This is a genomic window from Sphaerisporangium fuscum (genome assembly GCF_018531465.1).
Taxonomy (GTDB): Bacteria; Actinomycetota; Actinomycetes; order Streptosporangiales; family Streptosporangiaceae; genus Sphaerisporangium; species Sphaerisporangium fuscum.
This window is the reverse complement of record NZ_JAHDTF010000037.1, coordinates 53,056-69,420: the sequence shown is the minus strand read 5'-3', so window position 1 is coordinate 69,420 and position 16,365 is coordinate 53,056. Positions and strand designations below refer to the sequence as shown.

Sequence of the window (16,365 nt, the reverse complement as noted above, 5' to 3'; positions counted from 1 at the left end):
TGATGGTGACCACGCTGCCCGGCGCCGACGAGCTGGCCGCGATGGCCCGGGAGACCGCCAAGCGCTGCGGTGTGGACGTGGACGCGCTCGGAGGCGGGACCACGACCATCTCACCGATCAACGGTGAACGCCTGGCCGCCGTCCCCTGGGTCGAGGCGGAGGCGGTCGACGCGGCCGTCGCGCGGGCCCGCGAGGCGTTCCTCGCCTGGCGCCGCGTGCCCCCGCCCGTCAGGGGTGCGCTGGTGAAGCGGTTCGGCGAACTGCTCGCCGAGCACAAGGCGGACCTCGCCACGCTGATCAGCCTGGAGGTCGGGAAGATCACCTCCGAGGCGCTCGGCGAGGTCCAGGAGATGATCGACATCTGCGACTACGCCGTGGGCCTGTCCCGTCAGCTCCACGGGCGCACGATCGCCTCCGAGCGGCCGGGCCACCGGCTCATGGAGACCTGGCACCCGCTGGGCGTCGTCGGGGTGATCAGCGCCTTCAACTTCCCGGCGGCGGTGTGGTCGTGGAACACGGCCATCGCCCTGGTCTGCGGCGACCCGGTCGTCTGGAAGCCGTCGGAGCTGGCCCCGCTGACCGCCCTGGCCTGCGAGGCCCTCCTCGACCGGGCGGCGGCCGAGCAGGGCGCGCCCGCGCACCTCGGCCAGGTCCTCATCGGCGGCCCCGAGGTCGGCGAGGCCCTGGTGGACCACCCGGGGATCGCCCTGGTCAGCGCGACCGGCTCGACCCGCATGGGCCGCGCCGTCGGGCCGCGCGTGGCGGCCAGGTTCGGGCGGTCACTGCTCGAACTCGGCGGGAACAACGCCGCCATCGTGTGCCCGTCCGCCGACCTCGACCTCGCCGTGCGGGGCATCGTGTTCTCCGCCGCCGGGACGGCGGGTCAGCGCTGCACGACCATGCGCCGTGTCATCGCCCACACCGACGTCGTCGTCACGCTCGTCGACCGCCTCGCCGAGGCGTACGCGCGGCTGCCGATCGGCGACCCGATGGCGCCGGGCACCCTGGTCGGTCCCCTGATCAACGAGCGCGCGCACGCCGCGATGCGCGGAGCGCTGGACGCCGCCCTCGCCCAGGGCGGGACGCTGGTGGCGGGCGGCGGGCGCAGGCTGGAGGACCAGGCCCCGCGCGCCTTCTACGCCGAGCCGGCGCTGGTGCGGATCGGGGAGCAGACCCCGATCGTGGCCGAGGAGACGTTCGCGCCGATCCTGTACGTGATGCCGTACGAGAGCCTGGAGGAGGCCATCGCGGTCAACAACGCGGTGCCGCAGGGGCTGTCGTCCAGCATCTTCACCCGCGACCAGGCCGAGGCCGAGCTGTTCATGTCGCCCGAGGGTTCCGACTGCGGGATCGTCAACGTCAACATCGGCACCTCCGGGGCCGAGATCGGCGGCGCCTTCGGCGGCGAGAAGGAGACCGGCGGCGGCCGGGAGTCGGGCTCGGACGCCTGGCGCGGCTACATGCGCCGGGCCACGAACACCGTCAACTACTCCGGCGAGCTGCCCCTCGCGCAGGGGGTGGAGTTCACCGTCTGAGCCGGCCGCCCGGCCCGCCGCGGCGGGCCGGGCACCGCACTCAGCGCGCCACCCCGACGCTCTCGCGTTCGAGGAAGCGGGTCGGGACCACCGTGCGCCGGCCCTGACCGTTCCCGCCCTCGCCGGCGGGCCGCCCCATCTGGGCGAACAGCTCCTCGGCGGCGGCGCGCCCCATGTCGTACGACGACTGCACGACGACCGAGATCCGGGGACGCACCAGCGTGGTCCAGTCGAGGTCGTCGAACCCCAGCAGGGACATCTCCGCGGGGATCGCGACCCCGCGCTCGGACAGCAGGTGGAACGCGCTCTTGGTCATCGTGCCGTCGGCGGTGAACAGCGCGGTCGGCGGATGCTCCAGGGCGAGCATCGCCGCCAGCGCCTCCAGGCGGCGCTCCGGCTCCTCCAGCGACACCAGGGCGATGAGGTCGCGGTCGGCGGGGATCGCGGCCGCGGACAGCGCCCGCAGATACCCGCGCACCCGGTCCAGGGACGGACGGGAGGGGCCCGCGACGCTCGCCCTGGTCCTGCCGATCCGCAGCGCGGGCGGCTCCTCCGGCTGCGTCGACCCCAGGAAGGCGATCCGGCGGTGCCCCAGGCCGATGAGGTGGTCGATCGCGGCCGTGGTCGCGGCCTCGTTGTCGGCGACCACGCTGTGGATCCCGCTGTCGCTGAGCTGCCGGTCGAGCGAGACGACCGGGACGCCGCCCTCGGTCACCGCGTCGATGTGGCCGTGCTCGCGCACCGAGACCGGGGTGATGACGATGCCGTCGACCTTGTGCGACAGCAGGACGCGGGTGGCGTCCTGCTCCTGGCTCAGCTGGTTGTCGGTGTTCATGACGATGACCTGCGACTTCTCGCGCCGCGCCACGTCACAGATGCCGCGCATGGCGCTGGCGAAGAAGGCGTCGGAGATGTCGGCGCAGACGAAGCCGATGACGCCGGACTTGCCGCTGCGCATCGTGCGGGCGATCCGGTCGGGCTCGTACCCGAGTTCGCGGACCGCCTGGTTCACCCGCTCGACGACCTCCTGGCTGGAGTAGCCGTACCCGCCGAGCACGCGCGAGGCGGTGGCCCTGGAGACGCCCGCGTGCCGCGCGACGTCGTTGATGTTGGGCCGTGACCGCCGGGGCCGTTCCCGTGATCCGGGCTCAGTCGCCACGATCAGTTCCTTCTGGTGGTCGGGTGGAGGCGGCGGGCTCACAGGTCCGCGCGGAGGCCCACGCCGCGGGCGAGGGCGCGGGTGTACGCGAGCCAGGCCAGCGTCGCGTCCTGGATGCCGAGGCCGTTGCTGTGGAACACTACAGTTTCCCCGCCGCCGGCGCGTCCCGGATGATCTCCGCGCAGCACCTCGGCGAGCGGCCGTACAGCGTCCTCGGTCAGCGCGCCCGCGCCGAGCGCCTCCAGCACCGGGCCGTTCGACCGCAGCGCCTGCGCCGGCAGGTCGGCGAAGGTCAGGTCCGCCCGCCGCGAGCAGGCCAGGTCGATCTCGCGCCGGTCCGGAGCGTAGGACCCCATCGTCAGCACGGTCGTGCCCGGCCGCAGCCAGGCCCCCTCCACCACGGGGGTACGGCTGAGCGTGCACGTGGCGACGGTGCGGCTGCGCTCGCACAGCTCCCGCGGCGAGGCGGCCACCTCGACCGGCAGCCCCGACAGGCGCTGGTCCAGACGCGCCCGGCCCTCCGCCTGGAGTCCCGGGCTCCACATCAGGAACCGCTCGACCGGCAGCAGTTCGCTCATCAGGCACACGAACTCGGTGGCCTGCGCCCCGGCGCCCAGCACCCCGACGGTGTGCGGGAACGCGGGGGACAGGGCCCGCGCCGCGGCGACCAGGCCTCCGGCCGTACGCAGCGTGGTGACCGTCGTGCCGTTCAGCACCGCGACCGTACGGCCGGACTCCGGGTCGTGCACGGTGACGGTGGCGTGCACGCTGGGCAGGCCCTTCTCGGCGTTGCGGGGACGCTGCGTCCCGGACTTGAACACCACTCCGGTCTCGCCTTCGGCGACGGCGCTGTGCACGAACGCGATGCCGTCCGGCGCGAACGTCTCGTAATGCGTGTGCGCCGCCCGTACCCGCCCGGGGTCCGTGGCGAGAAGGAAGGCCCGCTCCTGCGCGGCCACCACGTCGGCGGCGCCGAGCACGGCCCGGATCCGCGCGTCCGACAGGACGAGGACGCCGCCCGTCACAGCACCCTCGCCAGGAAGGAACGGGTGCGCTCGTGCCGGGGCGCGCCGAAGATCTGCTCCGGCGTGCCGGCCTCCACGATGGCGCCGCCGTCCATGAAGACGACGTGGTCGGCGACGTCGCGGGCGAAGCCCATCTCGTGGGTGACCACGATCATCGTCATGCCCTCGTCGGCCAGGTCCCGCATCACGGCCAGGACGTCGCCGACGAGCTCGGGGTCGAGGGCGGAGGTGGGCTCGTCGAAGAGCATCAGCTTGGGCCGCATGGCGAGGGACCGGGCGATCGCGACGCGCTGCTGCTGGCCCCCCGACAGGGACTCGGGGAAGGCGTCGGCCTTCTCGGCCAGGCCCACCTTCGACAGCAGGTCCATGGCCTGCTCGCGCGCGGTCGCGCGGTCCACGCCGTTGACGACGATCGGGCCCTCGGTCACGTTCTCGATGACGCGGCGGTGGGGGAACAGGTGGAAGCCCTGGAAGACCATGCCCATCTGGCGGCGCTGCGCCGCGAGCTGGGCGGAGGTCATCTCGCGCAGGGTGTCCCCCTTCCATCGGTAGCCCATCGGCTGCCCGTCGAGGTAGATGTGCCCGCTGTCGGGGACCTCCAGCCGGTTGACGCAGCGCAGCAGCGTGCTCTTGCCCGAGCCGGACGGCCCGATCACGCACTGCACCTGGCCGGCGTGCACGTCCAGGGAGACCTCGCGCAGCACGTGGTTGCCGCCGAACGACTTGTCGACCTTCTCGATGCGCAGAAGAGGGGTCATGGCCGCCTCACGCCTTTCCGAACGAGGGGAGGAACCGCAGGCGCCTGACGTTCGCCGCCCGGCCCGCCGTGGCGTGCGTGGTCTTCAGCCGCTTCTCGACCCGCTGCTGGGCCACGGTGAGCAGCGTGGTCAGCACGAGGTACCAGATGGTCGCCACCAGCAGCAGCGGGATCGTCTTGTAGTTGCGGGAGTAGATCATCTGCGCGCTGTAGAGCAGGTCCGGGGTCGCCAGGACGCTGACCAGCGAGGTGAACTTCAGCATCGAGATCAGGTCGTTGCCGATCGGCGGGATGACGATGCGCAGCGCCTGCGGCAGGACGACCCGCCGCATCACCTGGAACCTCGACATCCCGATCGCCAGCGCGGCCTCCGTCTGCCCCTTGGAGACCGCCTGGATGCCGGCGCGGATCATCTCGGCGGCGTACGCGCTCTCGGTCAGGGCCAGGCCGAGGATCGCCGCCGAGAACGACGAGATGACGGTGTTGGTGTCCCAGGAGGCCAGCGCCGGGCCGAAGGGGACGCCGAGCTTGAGCGTCGGGATCAGCGTGGCCAGGTTGAACCAGAACACCATCTGCACCAGCGGTGGCACGCCCCGGAAGAACCACAGCCACACCCAGCTCACCGACCGGAACAGCGGGTTGGCCGACAGCCGCATCACCGCGAGCAGGACGCCGATGGCCAGCCCGATCACCATGGCGAGCACGGTCAGTTCGAGCGTCGTGACGAGGCCGCCGAGGATCTCGCCGTCGAAGAGGTACTCCAGGACCACCGACCAGCGCATGTTCTCGTTGGTGACCAGGAGCTGGACGAACATCGCGACCAGCAGGACGAGGGCCGCCCCGCCGACCCACCACCACGGATGCCGCAGCGGCACCTTCCGCACGCCCTCGGCACTGCGGAACCCCGTCTGCCCGGCCGGGCTGTCGGCGAACGTCATCGTGGACTCCTTCATGGTGGGTCGGAGGGGCCGGGAGGGTCAGCCTTCGGGCTGGGCCTTGGTGATGAGGACGGCGGTCTTGAGGTCGCCCTGGCTGGTCACGCCCCACTGGGAGCGGATCCTGGCGTAGGTGCCGTCGTCGATGACCGCCTGGAGCGCCGCCTTGAGCGCCGGGCCGAGCGGGCTGTCCTTCTTCACGCCCAGCCCGTTGTAGACGGCGTTGACGAGCAGGTCGGAGGTGTCGAGCTGGCCGGTCTGCTTCGCGCTGTACTTCAGCTTGCCGGACCCGGCGGCGACCAGCTGGACCCGTCCCGAGGTCACGGCCAGCTCGGCGGAGGGCTGGTCCTTGAACTGCTGGATCTTCATCGGGTTCGAGCCGCAGGTCTTGGGGTTGTTCTCGGTGAGGTACTTGTACTCCCAGGCCCCGGTGAGCACGGCCACGGACTTGCCGCACACGTCCTCGATCTTCTGGATGTTCGGCCCCGAGCCCTTCTTCCAGCCGAAGGCCGTGCCCTCCTTCTGCAGAGGGACGAAGTCCAGGCTCTCCAGCCGGTCGGGGGTCACCCCGAGCGAGGCGACGGCGACGTCGTACCGGCCGTTGTCCAGCCCAGGGATGATCATGTCGAAGCCGGTGGCCGTGTAGGTGAAGGTCATCCCCATCTTGGCCGCCATCGCCTTGGCCAGGTCGACGCTCCACCCCTTGATCTCGCCGTTCTCGACGTACTCCTCGGGAGCCCAGTCCCCGAAGACCGCGACCTTCGCGGTGGTGGCGTTCGCGGGGACGAGCTTGGCGACCGCGGGATCGGCCGCCGACCGCTTCGCCGGCGCCGGGCCGGCCGTCGTGGAGGCCGTTGAGTCGTTTCCGCAGGCCGAGAGGAGAAGCGCCGCGCACACCGGCAACGCGATCAGTGCCGCGCTCCTGCTGATACCGGTCATGTCGATTCCTTTGCTGCTATGGCGGATGGCTGCCGTGAGAGGGCTGTCAGGTCGGGGGTCATCGGACGGGCGTGCCCGAACGCGCCGAAGGAGGTGCAGACCTCGGCGGCGCGCGCCGACGCGCGCCGCAGGGTCTCCCGCCCGCCGAGGCCGGAGGCCAGGCCGGTCAGGGCGTGGGCGATGAAGGTGTCGCCGGCCCCCAACGTGTCCACCACGTCGACCCGCACCGCCGGCTCGGCGAGCAGCTCGCGGCCGTCGAAGAGCAGCGCGCCCGCCGCCCCGCGCGTCGCGAGGGCGAACCGGGCGCCCGCGCGGCAGGCCCAGCGCAACAGGTCGCCGGTCTCGGCCTCGCTCAGATGGGAGGCCGAGAAGAAGGCGTAGGTGACATGAGGGATCAACCGGGCCGCGTAGTCGTCACCGGTGTGCGAGTCGAAGTCGTACGACAGCGGCACGCGTTCCGCGAGGAGCTGGAGCTGGTCGTCCAGGAGGGCCGAGTAGCTGGTGTGCGCCAGGTCGTGGCCCGCGACGAACGCCAGGTCCTCCTCGTCCAGCCGGAACCGCGCCACACCCCGGTCGAACGGCCCGAAGGTGCGCTCGCCGCCGACGGTGACCACCGTGGCGTACCCCGTCGGCCCGTCGAGCCGGCGCAGCCGGGAGACGTCGACCCCTTCCGCCCGCAGCGCCTCGGCGAGATGCTCGCCGCGCTCGTCCCGCCCGGCGGCTCCGATGTAGGAGGCGCGCGCCCCGGCGCGCGCCGCGTGGACGGCCACGTTCACGCAGTTGCCACCCGGGTACATGCGCTCCGCCTGCGGGTAGCAGTCGGTGATGTTGTCACCGACGGCGGCCAGACGCATCAGTACTCGACCCTCCACATGTAACGGCGGTCGGTCAGCGGGCGGCCCGAGAAGGCCTCGAAGTGCTGGGCCAGCCGCGCGGTGACCGCGCTCGCCATGACGAACGACCCGACGGTGGCGCGCAGGCTCGCCGGCACGCCGGGGAGCGACAACTTTGTGCTGTCGACGACGTGGTTGCGGCCGTTGTACTTCTCCAGGAAGTTCAGGGCCCGCTGTCCCATCGGGCGGGTGACGTCCTCGCCGAGCAGCAGGATGATCGGGACGTTCCCGTCCACGACCTCGAAGGCGCCGTGCAGGAACTCGCCCGAGCCCGTCGCCACCGAGTGCTTGAGCTGCATCTCCTGCAGGTAGCACGCGGCGAACGTCTGGGCCGCGCCCTCCAGCGGGCCCGAGCCGAGGACGTACACGCACGGCTCGTCCACGCACGCCGCCGCGATGTCGCGCAGGTGGTCGTCCAGCTCGCGCACCGAGGTCTCGAACGCCTCCGAACAGCCGCGGAAGACGGCCACGGCCTCGTCGTAGTCGTCGGCGACGCCCTGCGCCCTGAGGAGGGCATAGGCGATCAGCCCCTGGAGGACCTGCTTGGCCTCCACGCTGCGGTGCAGCACGACGTCCGCCGCCTCCTTGGCGACGACGCTCTCGGGGTCCTTCGTGACGAGCAGCACCGGCGCCCCGGCCTCCCGGGCGAAACGTACGGCCCGCGCCGTCTCGGGGGTGCCGCCGTTGGTGCTACTGGCGACCACGACCGAGTCGGGACCGAGGGCGGCCGGCCCGCGCAGCATGAACTCGTCCGCGTTCAGCGCCACCACCGGAATCGGGGAGCGCTCAAGGATGAAGCGCATGGCCCCGAACATGAACAACGAGCCGCCGCACCCCACCAGGTAGATCACACGGGTGGTGGGCCTGAGCGCCTTCTCGACGAACGCCGTCACCTGCCCTTCGATCTCGGGCGTCACCGCCACGTCGATGTCGGCACGGAAGGTCTCGGGAATCTCCCCCAGCGGACGGACGGGCTCACGTACCAGGCTCATTGCGCGCTCCAATGTGAGAACGTTCTCAGATTGGGCTAGATGATGCCCCCGCTCCGACCACTCCGTCAATGGGCTGCCACAGGTTGTATTTCGTGAACCTCTCGGTCTTCCCGGCCGTCTCAGGGGCGTGAGAGGCTTATGTCTCGTGGCCGCGCTGGTGACGCTCGCCGCCTGAGCGCCGGCCCCGGCCGCTTCCTCCACGCGGTACCAGGCGGACACGACCGTGCTGTCCGACCCGCGGCGCGGCCCACAGCTGTGCGCGATGGTCCTTCAGTCGATGCCGCCTCAGTGCGGCGGGCCCGACATCGTCGGATGGGATTGGAACGCCGTCCAGCGCTTCGCCGAAAAAGGCGTGCGCTGGGGTGAGTACCACGTCGTCGGCACGTGGGACGGGAAGAACCTGACGCTCACCGAGCCACCCCGCCCGGCCGGACACCGCACCGGAGCGACACGCCAACGACCCGAAGCGGCTCGTGCTGAATGTGGCGTTCACCGGCGACGCGACCGCCCGGGAGCCCGCGATCCGCGAGTTGTGGGGAGGCGCGCTGTGTCTGAGCGGTGCTCAGCGCACCGAGGTGGAGCTGCGGAAACTCCAGGAGAGGGCGCAGAAGGAGATCAAGGACCAGTACTCGGCCTCGGTCGACGAGCGAGCGGGCCACATCGAGATCGGATTCCGGATGGCCAGGCCCGAGCTCCAGCGCGAGGTCGACGAGAAGTACGGAAAGGGCCTGGTGACCCTCAAGGGCCTCCTCGCGCCGGTGCGCCCGTAGGGGCTACGGCTTGGGTCCAGTCCCCGTGCCGTCCTGTCCCATGACGGTCGCCGGACGACATCGCCTCACAGGCTGCTCCAGCAGTACAGCATCTGGCCGTTCGCCTTCGCCCGGCGGGCCAGCCCGACCAGATCCTTGACGAGGGCCGGCGTGTACCCCTCGTCATCAGGGCCGAACGACGAGAACTCCTCGATCTTCGACCACCGCTCCGCGATCAGTGGAAGACGTTCGTCGTCCGCACCTGCAAGGACATCCCGGACGTCCACCGTCAACTCCCCGATGCACGGCCCCTCCAGATACGGGGAGCCCTCCGGCAACGCGTCCCACTCCTCGTCGCTTCGGGGAGCCCCCTCGGGCGGCGGGTACAGGATCGCCGTATCGACCAAGCCTGGGGAGAACTCGACATCGGCGACGAACGCCACCAGTCGCGCCAGGACCACGTGCGGGTCGATCCACTTGGTCACCACGACGTCGAATCCCGGAACGGCGACCTCACGAGGAGACTCAGGGTGGGCCAGCGCCGCCTCACGATCGTCAGCCCGATAGTAGTCATAGAAGACCCCCACGGAAGCTCCTCTCCCGATGACCCGGCTCCGGTTCTCCGATGGCCCGGCTCCGGTTCGACAAGCTCGGCCACTCGCGCCTGATCATGACAGCAGGCCGGGCGGGATGTGAACCCATGACCGAGGGAACCGGGTCGCCGGGTGGTCAAGGGCGGGTCATGGAACGATGGCGTCATGAATGATCGACAGCCTGGCCTGCTCATCGACATGAATCCGCTGCCGGACGGCATCGGGCAGCGTCTCCTCGAACAGCTCACGTTCTTGATCGAGGTGGACCGGCTGAAGACGATTCTCCGGCAGTCACCTCTGCCGTCGGCGGACCGTCGCGAGAACGACGCCGAGCACTCGTGGCATCTGGCGATGATGGTCATCATTCTCGCCGAATACTCCGACGAACCGATTGACGTCGGGCATGCCGTACAGCTCGTGCTCGTGCACGACCTGGTGGAGATCTACGCCGGAGACACCCCGCTGTATGACGCTGCGGGCGGCGAGGACCAGGAGGAACGGGAAACCCGAGCCGCAGATCAACTGTTCGGTCTGCTGCCTGCTGATCAGGCGGTCCGGATACGGGCTCTGTGGGATGAATTCGAGGCCCGGCGTTCTCCTGAAGCACGTTTCGCGAAGGCCATGGACCGGTTCCAGCCCCTGCTCCTGAACTGGATGGCCCGCGGTGGCACCTGGCGGAGCCCTGGAGTCACGGCCGAGGACATCAGATCACGCAAGGCGGTGATCGGCGACGCCGCCTCGTCCCTGTGGGAGGTGGGCCGCCACCTCATCGACGAAGGAGAACGCCGAGGCTGGGCACGCCCCGGCACCCCACCGTCCGCATAGTCCGGCGGCATCTGTCTCTGGTCGCAACGACCGACACCGATGCGCCGGCTTGCGACCGCATGACCGTGTCCGTTCCGCGAATGACCTGACGATCAGGATCATTCGTAGCGGCGGAACGGGGGAATTCGGTGACACGACCGCGAAGGCGACCACGATCATCTTCGTGGCCGGTCCATCGGCACGGGCGGCTGAAGGCAGGTGAAGGTCATGGTGCAGCGCGTGCGCCTGGGGTTCGAGCCGTACCGAGTGATCCGTCCGGCCCGGCCGTTGAACAACGCCGCGTTGCACGACCATGGCCGTGAACGCTACGACACCTATGTCGATCGGGCGGATGGCCGACGGGTCGGCACGCTGTGGTTGCTCGCAGCGCGGTCCCCGCGCTCACTGGTCTACCTGCCGCTGCGAGCCACGCCACCGCCCCTGGCATCAGCGACGACTGGGTCCCGGAACGGCCGCTGGACCTGGTGCAGGCACATCACTTGTTGCAGTTTCCGCCCTCCCGCTGGAAGCAGGTACCGCAGCGGATCGCAGCGGGCAACGCCCCTCAAGAACTGCGGACGGCAGGGATACCGAACACCGATCTTCCTTCCGACGAAGAGATCGACTATTCGGCTCTCAACCGTCGAGACAACAGGGACGTCCTCCGCGCTCATCGATACTCCGAAACACTCTTCCTGACCGGCAGCACCGCGGCGGCCAGTTCGGCGACCGGTTCGACGCTGTTCAGCCGTAGAACCGGACAGCGGAGCCCCGCCAGCCATCGTTCGTCCTCGGCTCTGCTGTGGCCTGCGAAGGCGACGTCATCGTAGCCTCGCGCCCAGTCCAGGAAGTCGGGGTGCGCCGCCTCGTTGATCCCGCCGCACTGAATCGTGTCGCCGTACCTGAGGACCTCACGCTTCATCAGCCGATCCATGCGAGTGCGTGGGTCGAGGGTGAGGAAGACGGCACCGTCGACCTTCTCGATGATCTCATCACCCCAGCCTCTCAGCGTCCCTGAGAGAATCCAGGAGTCCCGTGGCGCGAACAACGCGTTCATCAAGGCGAGCCGATCCTTGACGGGACGCTTGTGGACATAGGGCGGAGAGGTCGGAAGCCAGAAGTAGTCGTCGACGTCCGCGTGTGGCACAGACTGCAGGGACTCGGCGATGAGCACTGCACGATGCTGCTAGCGGCACTTCCCCCAGGTTGGTGGACAGGCTGATACTGGATCTTGCTTGACCCGGAGGAAGCGAGAAGACCGCCGATGGCGTTGAAGGACTACTCGGAGGAGTTCAAGGCGGATGCCGTGGCCTTTATGAGTCCCCCCGGCGCGACCTACAAAGGCATCGCCGCCGATCTGGGCGTGAGTCGGGGCAGCCTGCGCGCGTGGGTGCTGCGCGCGCCCTCTGCGGTGAGGAGCCGGTCAGGCCGCCGACCAGCTCGGATTCCGGGCGCACCCGGCAGCCCGCTGGGGCGAGTGACGAAGCTGCGGAGCGTATCCGGCAGTTGGAAGGCCGCGTGCGTGAGCTGGAGGCCAGCGAGAAGAAGCTCACCACCCAACGTGACATTCTTTGCACAGCGGCCGAATATTTCGCCGGGGGAGACGCACTGGTGAACCGCTTCCAGTTCGTTGACGACCACCGGGACACCTTCGGGGTGAAGCGGTTGTGCCAGGTGATCGGCTTCAACCGGGCCAGCTACTACAAGTGGCGCGCTGGTACCGAAAACCGGACCGTGCGACAGGCCGCCGACGCGGCCCTGGCCGAACAGATCCGCGCGGTGCACGCCGATTTCGACGGCACCTACGGTTCCCGCGTATCACCGCCGGACTCCGCGATAAGGGCATGACGATCGACGAGAAACGCGTCGCGCGGGTGATGTGGACGTTCGCCATCGTCGGGACACGCCTACGCTGACGAGTCCGCACCACCATCCCCGACCCGGCCGCCACACCGGTGCCGGACCGGTTCACGCGGGACTTCGCCGCCCCTGAGCCGGACAGGAAATACATGGGCGACATCACCTATCTCCGCTCGGCGACGGGGACTTCCTCTACCTGGCGACCATGCTGGACTGTTTCAGCCGCCGGGTGGTGGGCTGGTCGATCGCCGACCACATGCGCACCGACCTGGTCGCCGACGCGCTGAAGATGGCCGCGGCGACCCGGGGCGGTTTGGTCGACTCGGTGTTTCACAGCGATCACGGGGCGCAATACACCGCGAAGGACTACGCCGCTCTGTGTCGCGGGCTGGGCGTGCCCTTGCCGCCGTCGCGGTCCTGACGAGCTTCGCCTGGTGGCTCACTCTTCTGGTGATCCTCCCGGCGCTGGTCAGCCGCTCCATCTGGCGGCGGCAGTTCATGGAGCACATCGAGATCGAGCGAGCCGGTGTCCTCGCTGGGATAGAGGTAGCCGGAGCGGTGGACACCCGCGCGGCCTCGCCAGTGGAACCAGCGGAAAGCCTCAGGGCGCCACGTGTGCGGTTCGAGGAGGTCGCGTTCACCTATCCCGGCAAGGGCTCCACCGTGCTCGGCGGGCTGAACCTGGAGATCCTCCCTGGTGAGCTCCTGGCGGTCGTCGGTCTCAATGGCGCCGGCAAGTCCACGCTCATCAAACTGCTGGGCGGTCTCTACACCCCCACGGCCGGGGGTATCACCGTGGACGGCACGGATCCGGCGCGCCTCGACCCGCGGCAGTGGCAGTGGCATAGCCGTATCTCCATCGTGCTCCAGGATTTCGTCCGTTACCAGCTGTCGTTGCTGGACAACGTGACGCTGGGGTACGCCGCCGTACCTGTGGATCGGGAGCGAGCCGAGCGGGCCGCCGCGGATGCGGGGTTGGACCGCCTGGTGGCCGAACTGCCCCGGGGCTGGGATACTCCGCGCTCGCGCGGGCCCGCAGGGGCGGTGTCGATCTGTTCGGGGGCAGTGGCAGGAAGTCGTGCTGACCTGGGCCATGTACGCGCTGCAGAGCGGCGCGCGGCTCCTGGTGCTGGACGAGCCCACCATCTGGACGTCAAGTCGGTGTTCGGCATCGAGATGGGCTGGTCGTCTCCAACATCGGTATCGTGCTGGCCATGCGCTCTTCGGTCGACGCGCTGGTAGCTCACCACATGGTGACAGCCATCTCGGCCGCAGTCGTCGCTGCCATGGCGTGCACCCTGGTGCTCGTACTGAACCGGCTTCACGGACTCGTCGGGCTTTTCCTGATCGTGGAAAAGGCAGGCGCGGTCATCGAAGAGCAGTTGATGCACCGGGGAAGGGAGGGCGACCGATGGGAACCACGTGCTGGCTCGTCGGAGACCCGGATCTACACCACTGTGCACGCCCGGGATCGCGGCGGACTCAGATAGGCCGAGACAACATAGGTCCCCCCGTTCGCTTTGCCTGCTCACACCTGCTCGAAGGGTCTCTTCCATCGCTTCAACCAGCCACCGACGCTCGATCCACCCTTGCAACTAACATGTCGCGATCACCGCGTCAGAGCCCGATCCAGGTTCGCGCCGTTGCCGACCGGCTGGGATCACCGCGGCAATTGCGCGATCCGAGAACTGCGGCTTAGACGCAACGATGCGGGCCGCAGCCGCCCGCCGATCGGCTAGCGTGAGCGGCAGGCCATGGGCGATGTTCGCTTCCACGGCGAGTACGAACAGGTCAGCTTCATCGACGCCATCGATGAACAGGACGCGAACCCGCTCGGCTCCGCGTAGCACGGCGGCGCGGAGCCTGTGCATTCCGTCGACCACACGCATCGTCGGTCGGTGGACGACGATCGGTGGAAACTCTTCCTCGGACTCGGCGAGCAGGCGCACGTGATCCGGATTCTCCCCCTCCAATCGCGGGGAATCAGCCGGAAGCAGGTCGGAGACGGCGACCAACATGGTTCGCGCACCGTGCTCGGTCAGAACAGCGTCTCGCCGTGTTCGGGCCCCCTTGCGCCCACTTCCATGGTTTTCGATGCTCACTGTGCGCCTCCCCTAAGGCTTACGGTGGTCTGGTGTGATGGTTCACGCGTCACGCGAGCAGCTTCAAATCCGCGCCCCTGGCGATGTAGTAACGACGGACCGCTTCTTTGTAGAAGTGGGTCAGAGGTCGATGAACTGGTCGACCGGAGCCAGCGTGAAGGTCGGCTCGCCGGACGAGCAGGCGGTCTGTCAGCGACACGTTCCTGTCGTTCTTGTCACGGAAGATGTCCAGCGCGAAGTCCACGGTAAAGGTCACACGGCCTCCCGGCACGAGGCCTTCACGTAGGGCAGCAGGTTCGTGAGGTTCAACCGCCAGAATGCCTGCGTTCTCCGCGCGAATGGCACGAGCTCCTTGCCGTCCACGGACAGCTTTCCCTGCGCGAATCCGAGTGCGCGCATGACCTGGTCGATCCGCACAGCGTCCTCGGGGTGGAGCAGGATGTCGAGGTCGTTGACCGGCCGGAGCGCCTGAAAACCGTACAGGCGCTCCGCGAGGAGCAACCTCTTGCGCATCGCGTAGCCGGACGCCGGCCGCTGTTAGGGGCTGGGCCCGCGGACGAATTCCTCCGCGAGGAGCCTGTTCGGCCTGGCGGTGCTGGTCACCGCCTCGCAGATCGCCTACGAGGCGATCCGGATCGTGGGCGCGATCGTCCTGGTGGCGATGGGCGTCCAGTCGCTGTGGCAGGCCCGACGCGGCCGGGCCGTCGCGGAACGGCAGGAGGCCCCCGCCGTCCCCGGCCTGCGCCGGTCGTACCTGCTGGGTCTCGGCACGGCGGTGGCCAACCCCAAGGCGGCGGTGTTCGCGATGTCGTTCCTGCCGCAGTTCGTGCCGGACGGCGCGGACATCCCGGTCACGCTCATGCTGCTGGCGCTGATCTGGGTCCTGGTGGACACCGTGTGGTACCTCGGGATGATCTGGGTCGTCGGGCGGGCGCGCCTGGTGTTCGAACGCCCGTCGGTGCGACGACGGCTGGAGCAGATCTCCGGCGTGGTGCTCATCGGCCTCGGCCTGCGCATCGTGACCGACGCCCGCTGACGCGGCGTGTGGCCCGCGAGCCGGTCACCTTCGGCGCGCCCGGGGCTCCGCCAGGGGGATGCGCAGGAGGAACTGCGCCCCGCCGGCGGGGGAGACGCCGGCGCACAGCGTGCCGTCATGGGCGGTCGCCACGGCGTAGGCGATGGCCAGGCCGAGACCCGCGCCGCCCTGGTCGCGGCAGCGGGAGGTGTCGAGCCTGCTGAACTCCTGGAAGATCCGCTCCCACTCGCCCTCCGGGATGCCCGGGCCGTCGTCGCCGACCAGCAGCTCGGCGTAGGCGCCGTCCCGCCGCATCTCGACGTCGACCGCGCGCCAGCCGTGCCGCTGGGCGTTGTCGAGCAGGGCGTCCAGCAGCCGGGCGATGTCCAGGCGGACGACGTCGACGATCGCGCCGTACTCCAGCAGCAGCCGCACCGGCAGCCGGTCCACCCGTGCGCGTACCCGCTGCTCCACCAGGGCCGCCAGGTCGAGCGGTTCACATCCGCCCGCCCGGGCGGCCGCCACCTCGGCGAGCGTGAGCATGTCCCCGACGATCTTCTCCAGGCGGCGGACGGCGCCCAGCGCGCTGTCGAGCAGCTCATGCAGGTCGGTCTGCTCGGGGTGGAGCCGGGCCTCCTCCAGCTGGACGCGGAGCGCGGCGAGCGGTGTGCGCAGCTCGTGGGAGGCGTCGGTGGTGAACCGGCGCTGCCGCTCGCAGGCCCACTCGATCGCCTGCTGGGCCTGCTGGATGTGGTGGAGCGCGCGGTGGCCGGGCATGCCGGGCTCTTCGCCGCCCCGGCAGGCGGGCCCCTTGCCGTCGTGGCAGACCCGCACGTCCTCGGTGGGGAGCGGCCGGCCCCGCGGGCCGAGGTAGGACTCCGCGGCCGGCCCCTGCACGGGTACGGCGACCTCTTGCGGGCGGTCGACGGAGCGGGGGGCGCGCGTGCCGGTCGCGAACAGGTCATTCACGGTGTTCTCCCCGGAGCAGATGACGTCGGCGGCCGTGC

Annotated in this window: 22 protein-coding genes; 9 read left to right on the top strand and 13 right to left on the bottom strand. The window is 69.8% G+C overall.

The annotated features are described in order from the left end of the window. Nucleotides 1–2: 2 nt before the first annotated feature. The gene (gene amaB, locus KIK05_RS38295; RefSeq protein WP_214415765.1) at nt 3–1,535 is read left to right on the top strand and encodes an L-piperidine-6-carboxylate dehydrogenase; all 1,533 of its coding nucleotides are present in this window, start codon (nt 3–5) and stop codon (nt 1,533–1,535) included. A gap of 40 nt (nt 1,536–1,575) precedes the next feature. Here amaB and KIK05_RS38290 read toward each other — a convergent pair whose 3' ends face one another. The 7 genes from KIK05_RS38290 to KIK05_RS38260 are packed head-to-tail and all read right to left on the bottom strand — an operon-like array spanning nt 1,576 to nt 8,235. After that, nucleotides 1,576–2,694 carry a LacI family DNA-binding transcriptional regulator gene (locus KIK05_RS38290; protein WP_214415764.1) on the bottom strand — a complete coding sequence of 373 codons (1,119 nt, stop codon included), beginning with the start codon at nt 2,692–2,694 and terminating at the stop codon, nt 1,576–1,578. Between the two features lie 38 nt (nt 2,695–2,732). Beyond that, the gene (locus KIK05_RS38285; RefSeq protein WP_214415763.1) at nt 2,733–3,719 is read right to left on the bottom strand and encodes an ornithine cyclodeaminase family protein; all 987 of its coding nucleotides are present in this window, start codon (nt 3,717–3,719) and stop codon (nt 2,733–2,735) included. Continuing rightward, complete coding sequence (locus KIK05_RS38280) at nt 3,716–4,477, bottom strand: amino acid ABC transporter ATP-binding protein (protein ID WP_214415762.1); 762 nt, start codon at nt 4,475–4,477, stop codon at nt 3,716–3,718. The genes KIK05_RS38285 and KIK05_RS38280 overlap by 4 nt, the downstream gene beginning before the upstream one ends. Before the next feature lie 7 nt (nt 4,478–4,484). Continuing rightward, complete coding sequence (locus tag KIK05_RS38275) at nt 4,485–5,414, bottom strand: amino acid ABC transporter permease (RefSeq protein ID WP_214415761.1); 930 nt, start codon at nt 5,412–5,414, stop codon at nt 4,485–4,487. Nucleotides 5,415–5,453: 39 nt separating this feature from the next. Continuing rightward, complete coding sequence (locus KIK05_RS38270) at nt 5,454–6,350, bottom strand: transporter substrate-binding domain-containing protein (protein ID WP_214415760.1); 897 nt, start codon at nt 6,348–6,350, stop codon at nt 5,454–5,456. Next, nucleotides 6,347–7,204 (bottom strand): PfkB family carbohydrate kinase, encoded by an 858-nt coding sequence (locus tag KIK05_RS38265; RefSeq protein WP_214415759.1) that lies wholly within the window; start codon nt 7,202–7,204, stop codon nt 6,347–6,349. Before KIK05_RS38265 ends, KIK05_RS38270 begins: the two co-directional genes overlap by 4 nt. Further along, nucleotides 7,204–8,235 (bottom strand): SIS domain-containing protein, encoded by a 1,032-nt coding sequence (locus KIK05_RS38260; protein WP_214415758.1) that lies wholly within the window; start codon nt 8,233–8,235, stop codon nt 7,204–7,206. The genes KIK05_RS38265 and KIK05_RS38260 overlap by 1 nt, the downstream gene beginning before the upstream one ends. A gap of 473 nt (nt 8,236–8,708) precedes the next feature. Between KIK05_RS38260 and KIK05_RS38255 the strand changes: the two genes are divergently transcribed. Further along, nucleotides 8,709–9,005 (top strand): hypothetical protein, encoded by a 297-nt coding sequence (locus KIK05_RS38255; protein WP_214415757.1) that lies wholly within the window; start codon nt 8,709–8,711, stop codon nt 9,003–9,005. Between the two features lie 65 nt (nt 9,006–9,070). Here KIK05_RS38255 and KIK05_RS38250 read toward each other — a convergent pair whose 3' ends face one another. Continuing rightward, nucleotides 9,071–9,571 carry a hypothetical protein gene (locus tag KIK05_RS38250; RefSeq protein ID WP_214415756.1) on the bottom strand — a complete coding sequence of 167 codons (501 nt, stop codon included), beginning with the start codon at nt 9,569–9,571 and terminating at the stop codon, nt 9,071–9,073. Nucleotides 9,572–9,742: 171 nt separating this feature from the next. On the opposite strand from KIK05_RS38250, the gene KIK05_RS38245 reads away from it, so the two are divergent. After that, nucleotides 9,743–10,402, top strand: coding sequence for an HD domain-containing protein (locus tag KIK05_RS38245; protein WP_250564125.1), 660 nt, complete (start codon nt 9,743–9,745; stop codon nt 10,400–10,402). A gap of 649 nt (nt 10,403–11,051) precedes the next feature. On the opposite strand, the gene KIK05_RS38240 is transcribed toward KIK05_RS38245, so the two are convergent. Further along, entirely contained in the window at nt 11,052–11,555 is a 504-nt protein-coding gene (locus KIK05_RS38240; RefSeq protein WP_308250290.1) for a P-loop NTPase family protein, read from the bottom strand. A 90-nt stretch (nt 11,556–11,645) separates the two neighbouring features. Between KIK05_RS38240 and KIK05_RS49590 the strand changes: the two genes are divergently transcribed. The 5 genes from KIK05_RS49590 (at nt 11,646) to KIK05_RS38215 (ending at nt 13,731) form a co-directional block, all read left to right on the top strand. Further along, a complete protein-coding gene (locus KIK05_RS49590; protein WP_214415755.1) occupies nt 11,646–11,996 on the top strand; it encodes a transposase in 351 nt (116 codons plus the stop codon). Then, nucleotides 11,900–12,229, top strand: coding sequence for a hypothetical protein (locus KIK05_RS38230; RefSeq protein ID WP_214415819.1), 330 nt, complete (start codon nt 11,900–11,902; stop codon nt 12,227–12,229). Before KIK05_RS49590 ends, KIK05_RS38230 begins: the two co-directional genes overlap by 97 nt. A gap of 157 nt (nt 12,230–12,386) precedes the next feature. Beyond that, nucleotides 12,387–12,662, top strand: coding sequence for a DDE-type integrase/transposase/recombinase (locus KIK05_RS38225; RefSeq protein ID WP_308250293.1), 276 nt, complete (start codon nt 12,387–12,389; stop codon nt 12,660–12,662). 29 nt (nt 12,663–12,691) lie between these two features. Further along, on the top strand, nt 12,692–13,483 hold the full coding sequence (locus KIK05_RS38220; protein ID WP_214415753.1) for an ATP-binding cassette domain-containing protein: 792 nt from the start codon (nt 12,692–12,694) through the stop codon (nt 13,481–13,483). Then, entirely contained in the window at nt 13,456–13,731 is a 276-nt protein-coding gene (locus KIK05_RS38215) for a hypothetical protein (protein WP_214415752.1), read from the top strand. Before KIK05_RS38220 ends, KIK05_RS38215 begins: the two co-directional genes overlap by 28 nt. A 105-nt stretch (nt 13,732–13,836) precedes the next feature. Here KIK05_RS38215 and KIK05_RS38210 read toward each other — a convergent pair whose 3' ends face one another. The 3 genes from KIK05_RS38210 to KIK05_RS38200 all read right to left on the bottom strand — a co-directional run bounded on the left by KIK05_RS38210 (nt 13,837) and on the right by KIK05_RS38200 (nt 14,856). Next, entirely contained in the window at nt 13,837–14,259 is a 423-nt protein-coding gene (locus KIK05_RS38210) for a ParB/RepB/Spo0J family partition protein (RefSeq protein WP_214415751.1), read from the bottom strand. Nucleotides 14,260–14,392: 133 nt separating this feature from the next. After that, nucleotides 14,393–14,599, bottom strand: coding sequence for a hypothetical protein (locus tag KIK05_RS38205; protein ID WP_214415750.1), 207 nt, complete (start codon nt 14,597–14,599; stop codon nt 14,393–14,395). Then, nucleotides 14,596–14,856, bottom strand: coding sequence for a nucleotidyltransferase family protein (locus KIK05_RS38200; protein WP_214415749.1), 261 nt, complete (start codon nt 14,854–14,856; stop codon nt 14,596–14,598). The genes KIK05_RS38205 and KIK05_RS38200 overlap by 4 nt, the downstream gene beginning before the upstream one ends. A 31-nt stretch (nt 14,857–14,887) precedes the next feature. Here KIK05_RS38200 and KIK05_RS38195 point away from each other — a divergent pair, with 31 nt between their 5' ends. Then, nucleotides 14,888–15,379, top strand: a complete 492-nt coding sequence (locus KIK05_RS38195; RefSeq protein ID WP_308250292.1) for a LysE family translocator — start codon at nt 14,888–14,890, stop codon at nt 15,377–15,379. A gap of 24 nt (nt 15,380–15,403) precedes the next feature. On the opposite strand, the gene KIK05_RS38190 is transcribed toward KIK05_RS38195, so the two are convergent. Next, the gene (locus KIK05_RS38190) at nt 15,404–16,327 is read right to left on the bottom strand and encodes a sensor histidine kinase (protein ID WP_214415747.1); all 924 of its coding nucleotides are present in this window, start codon (nt 16,325–16,327) and stop codon (nt 15,404–15,406) included. Nucleotides 16,328–16,365: the final 38 nt, after the last annotated feature.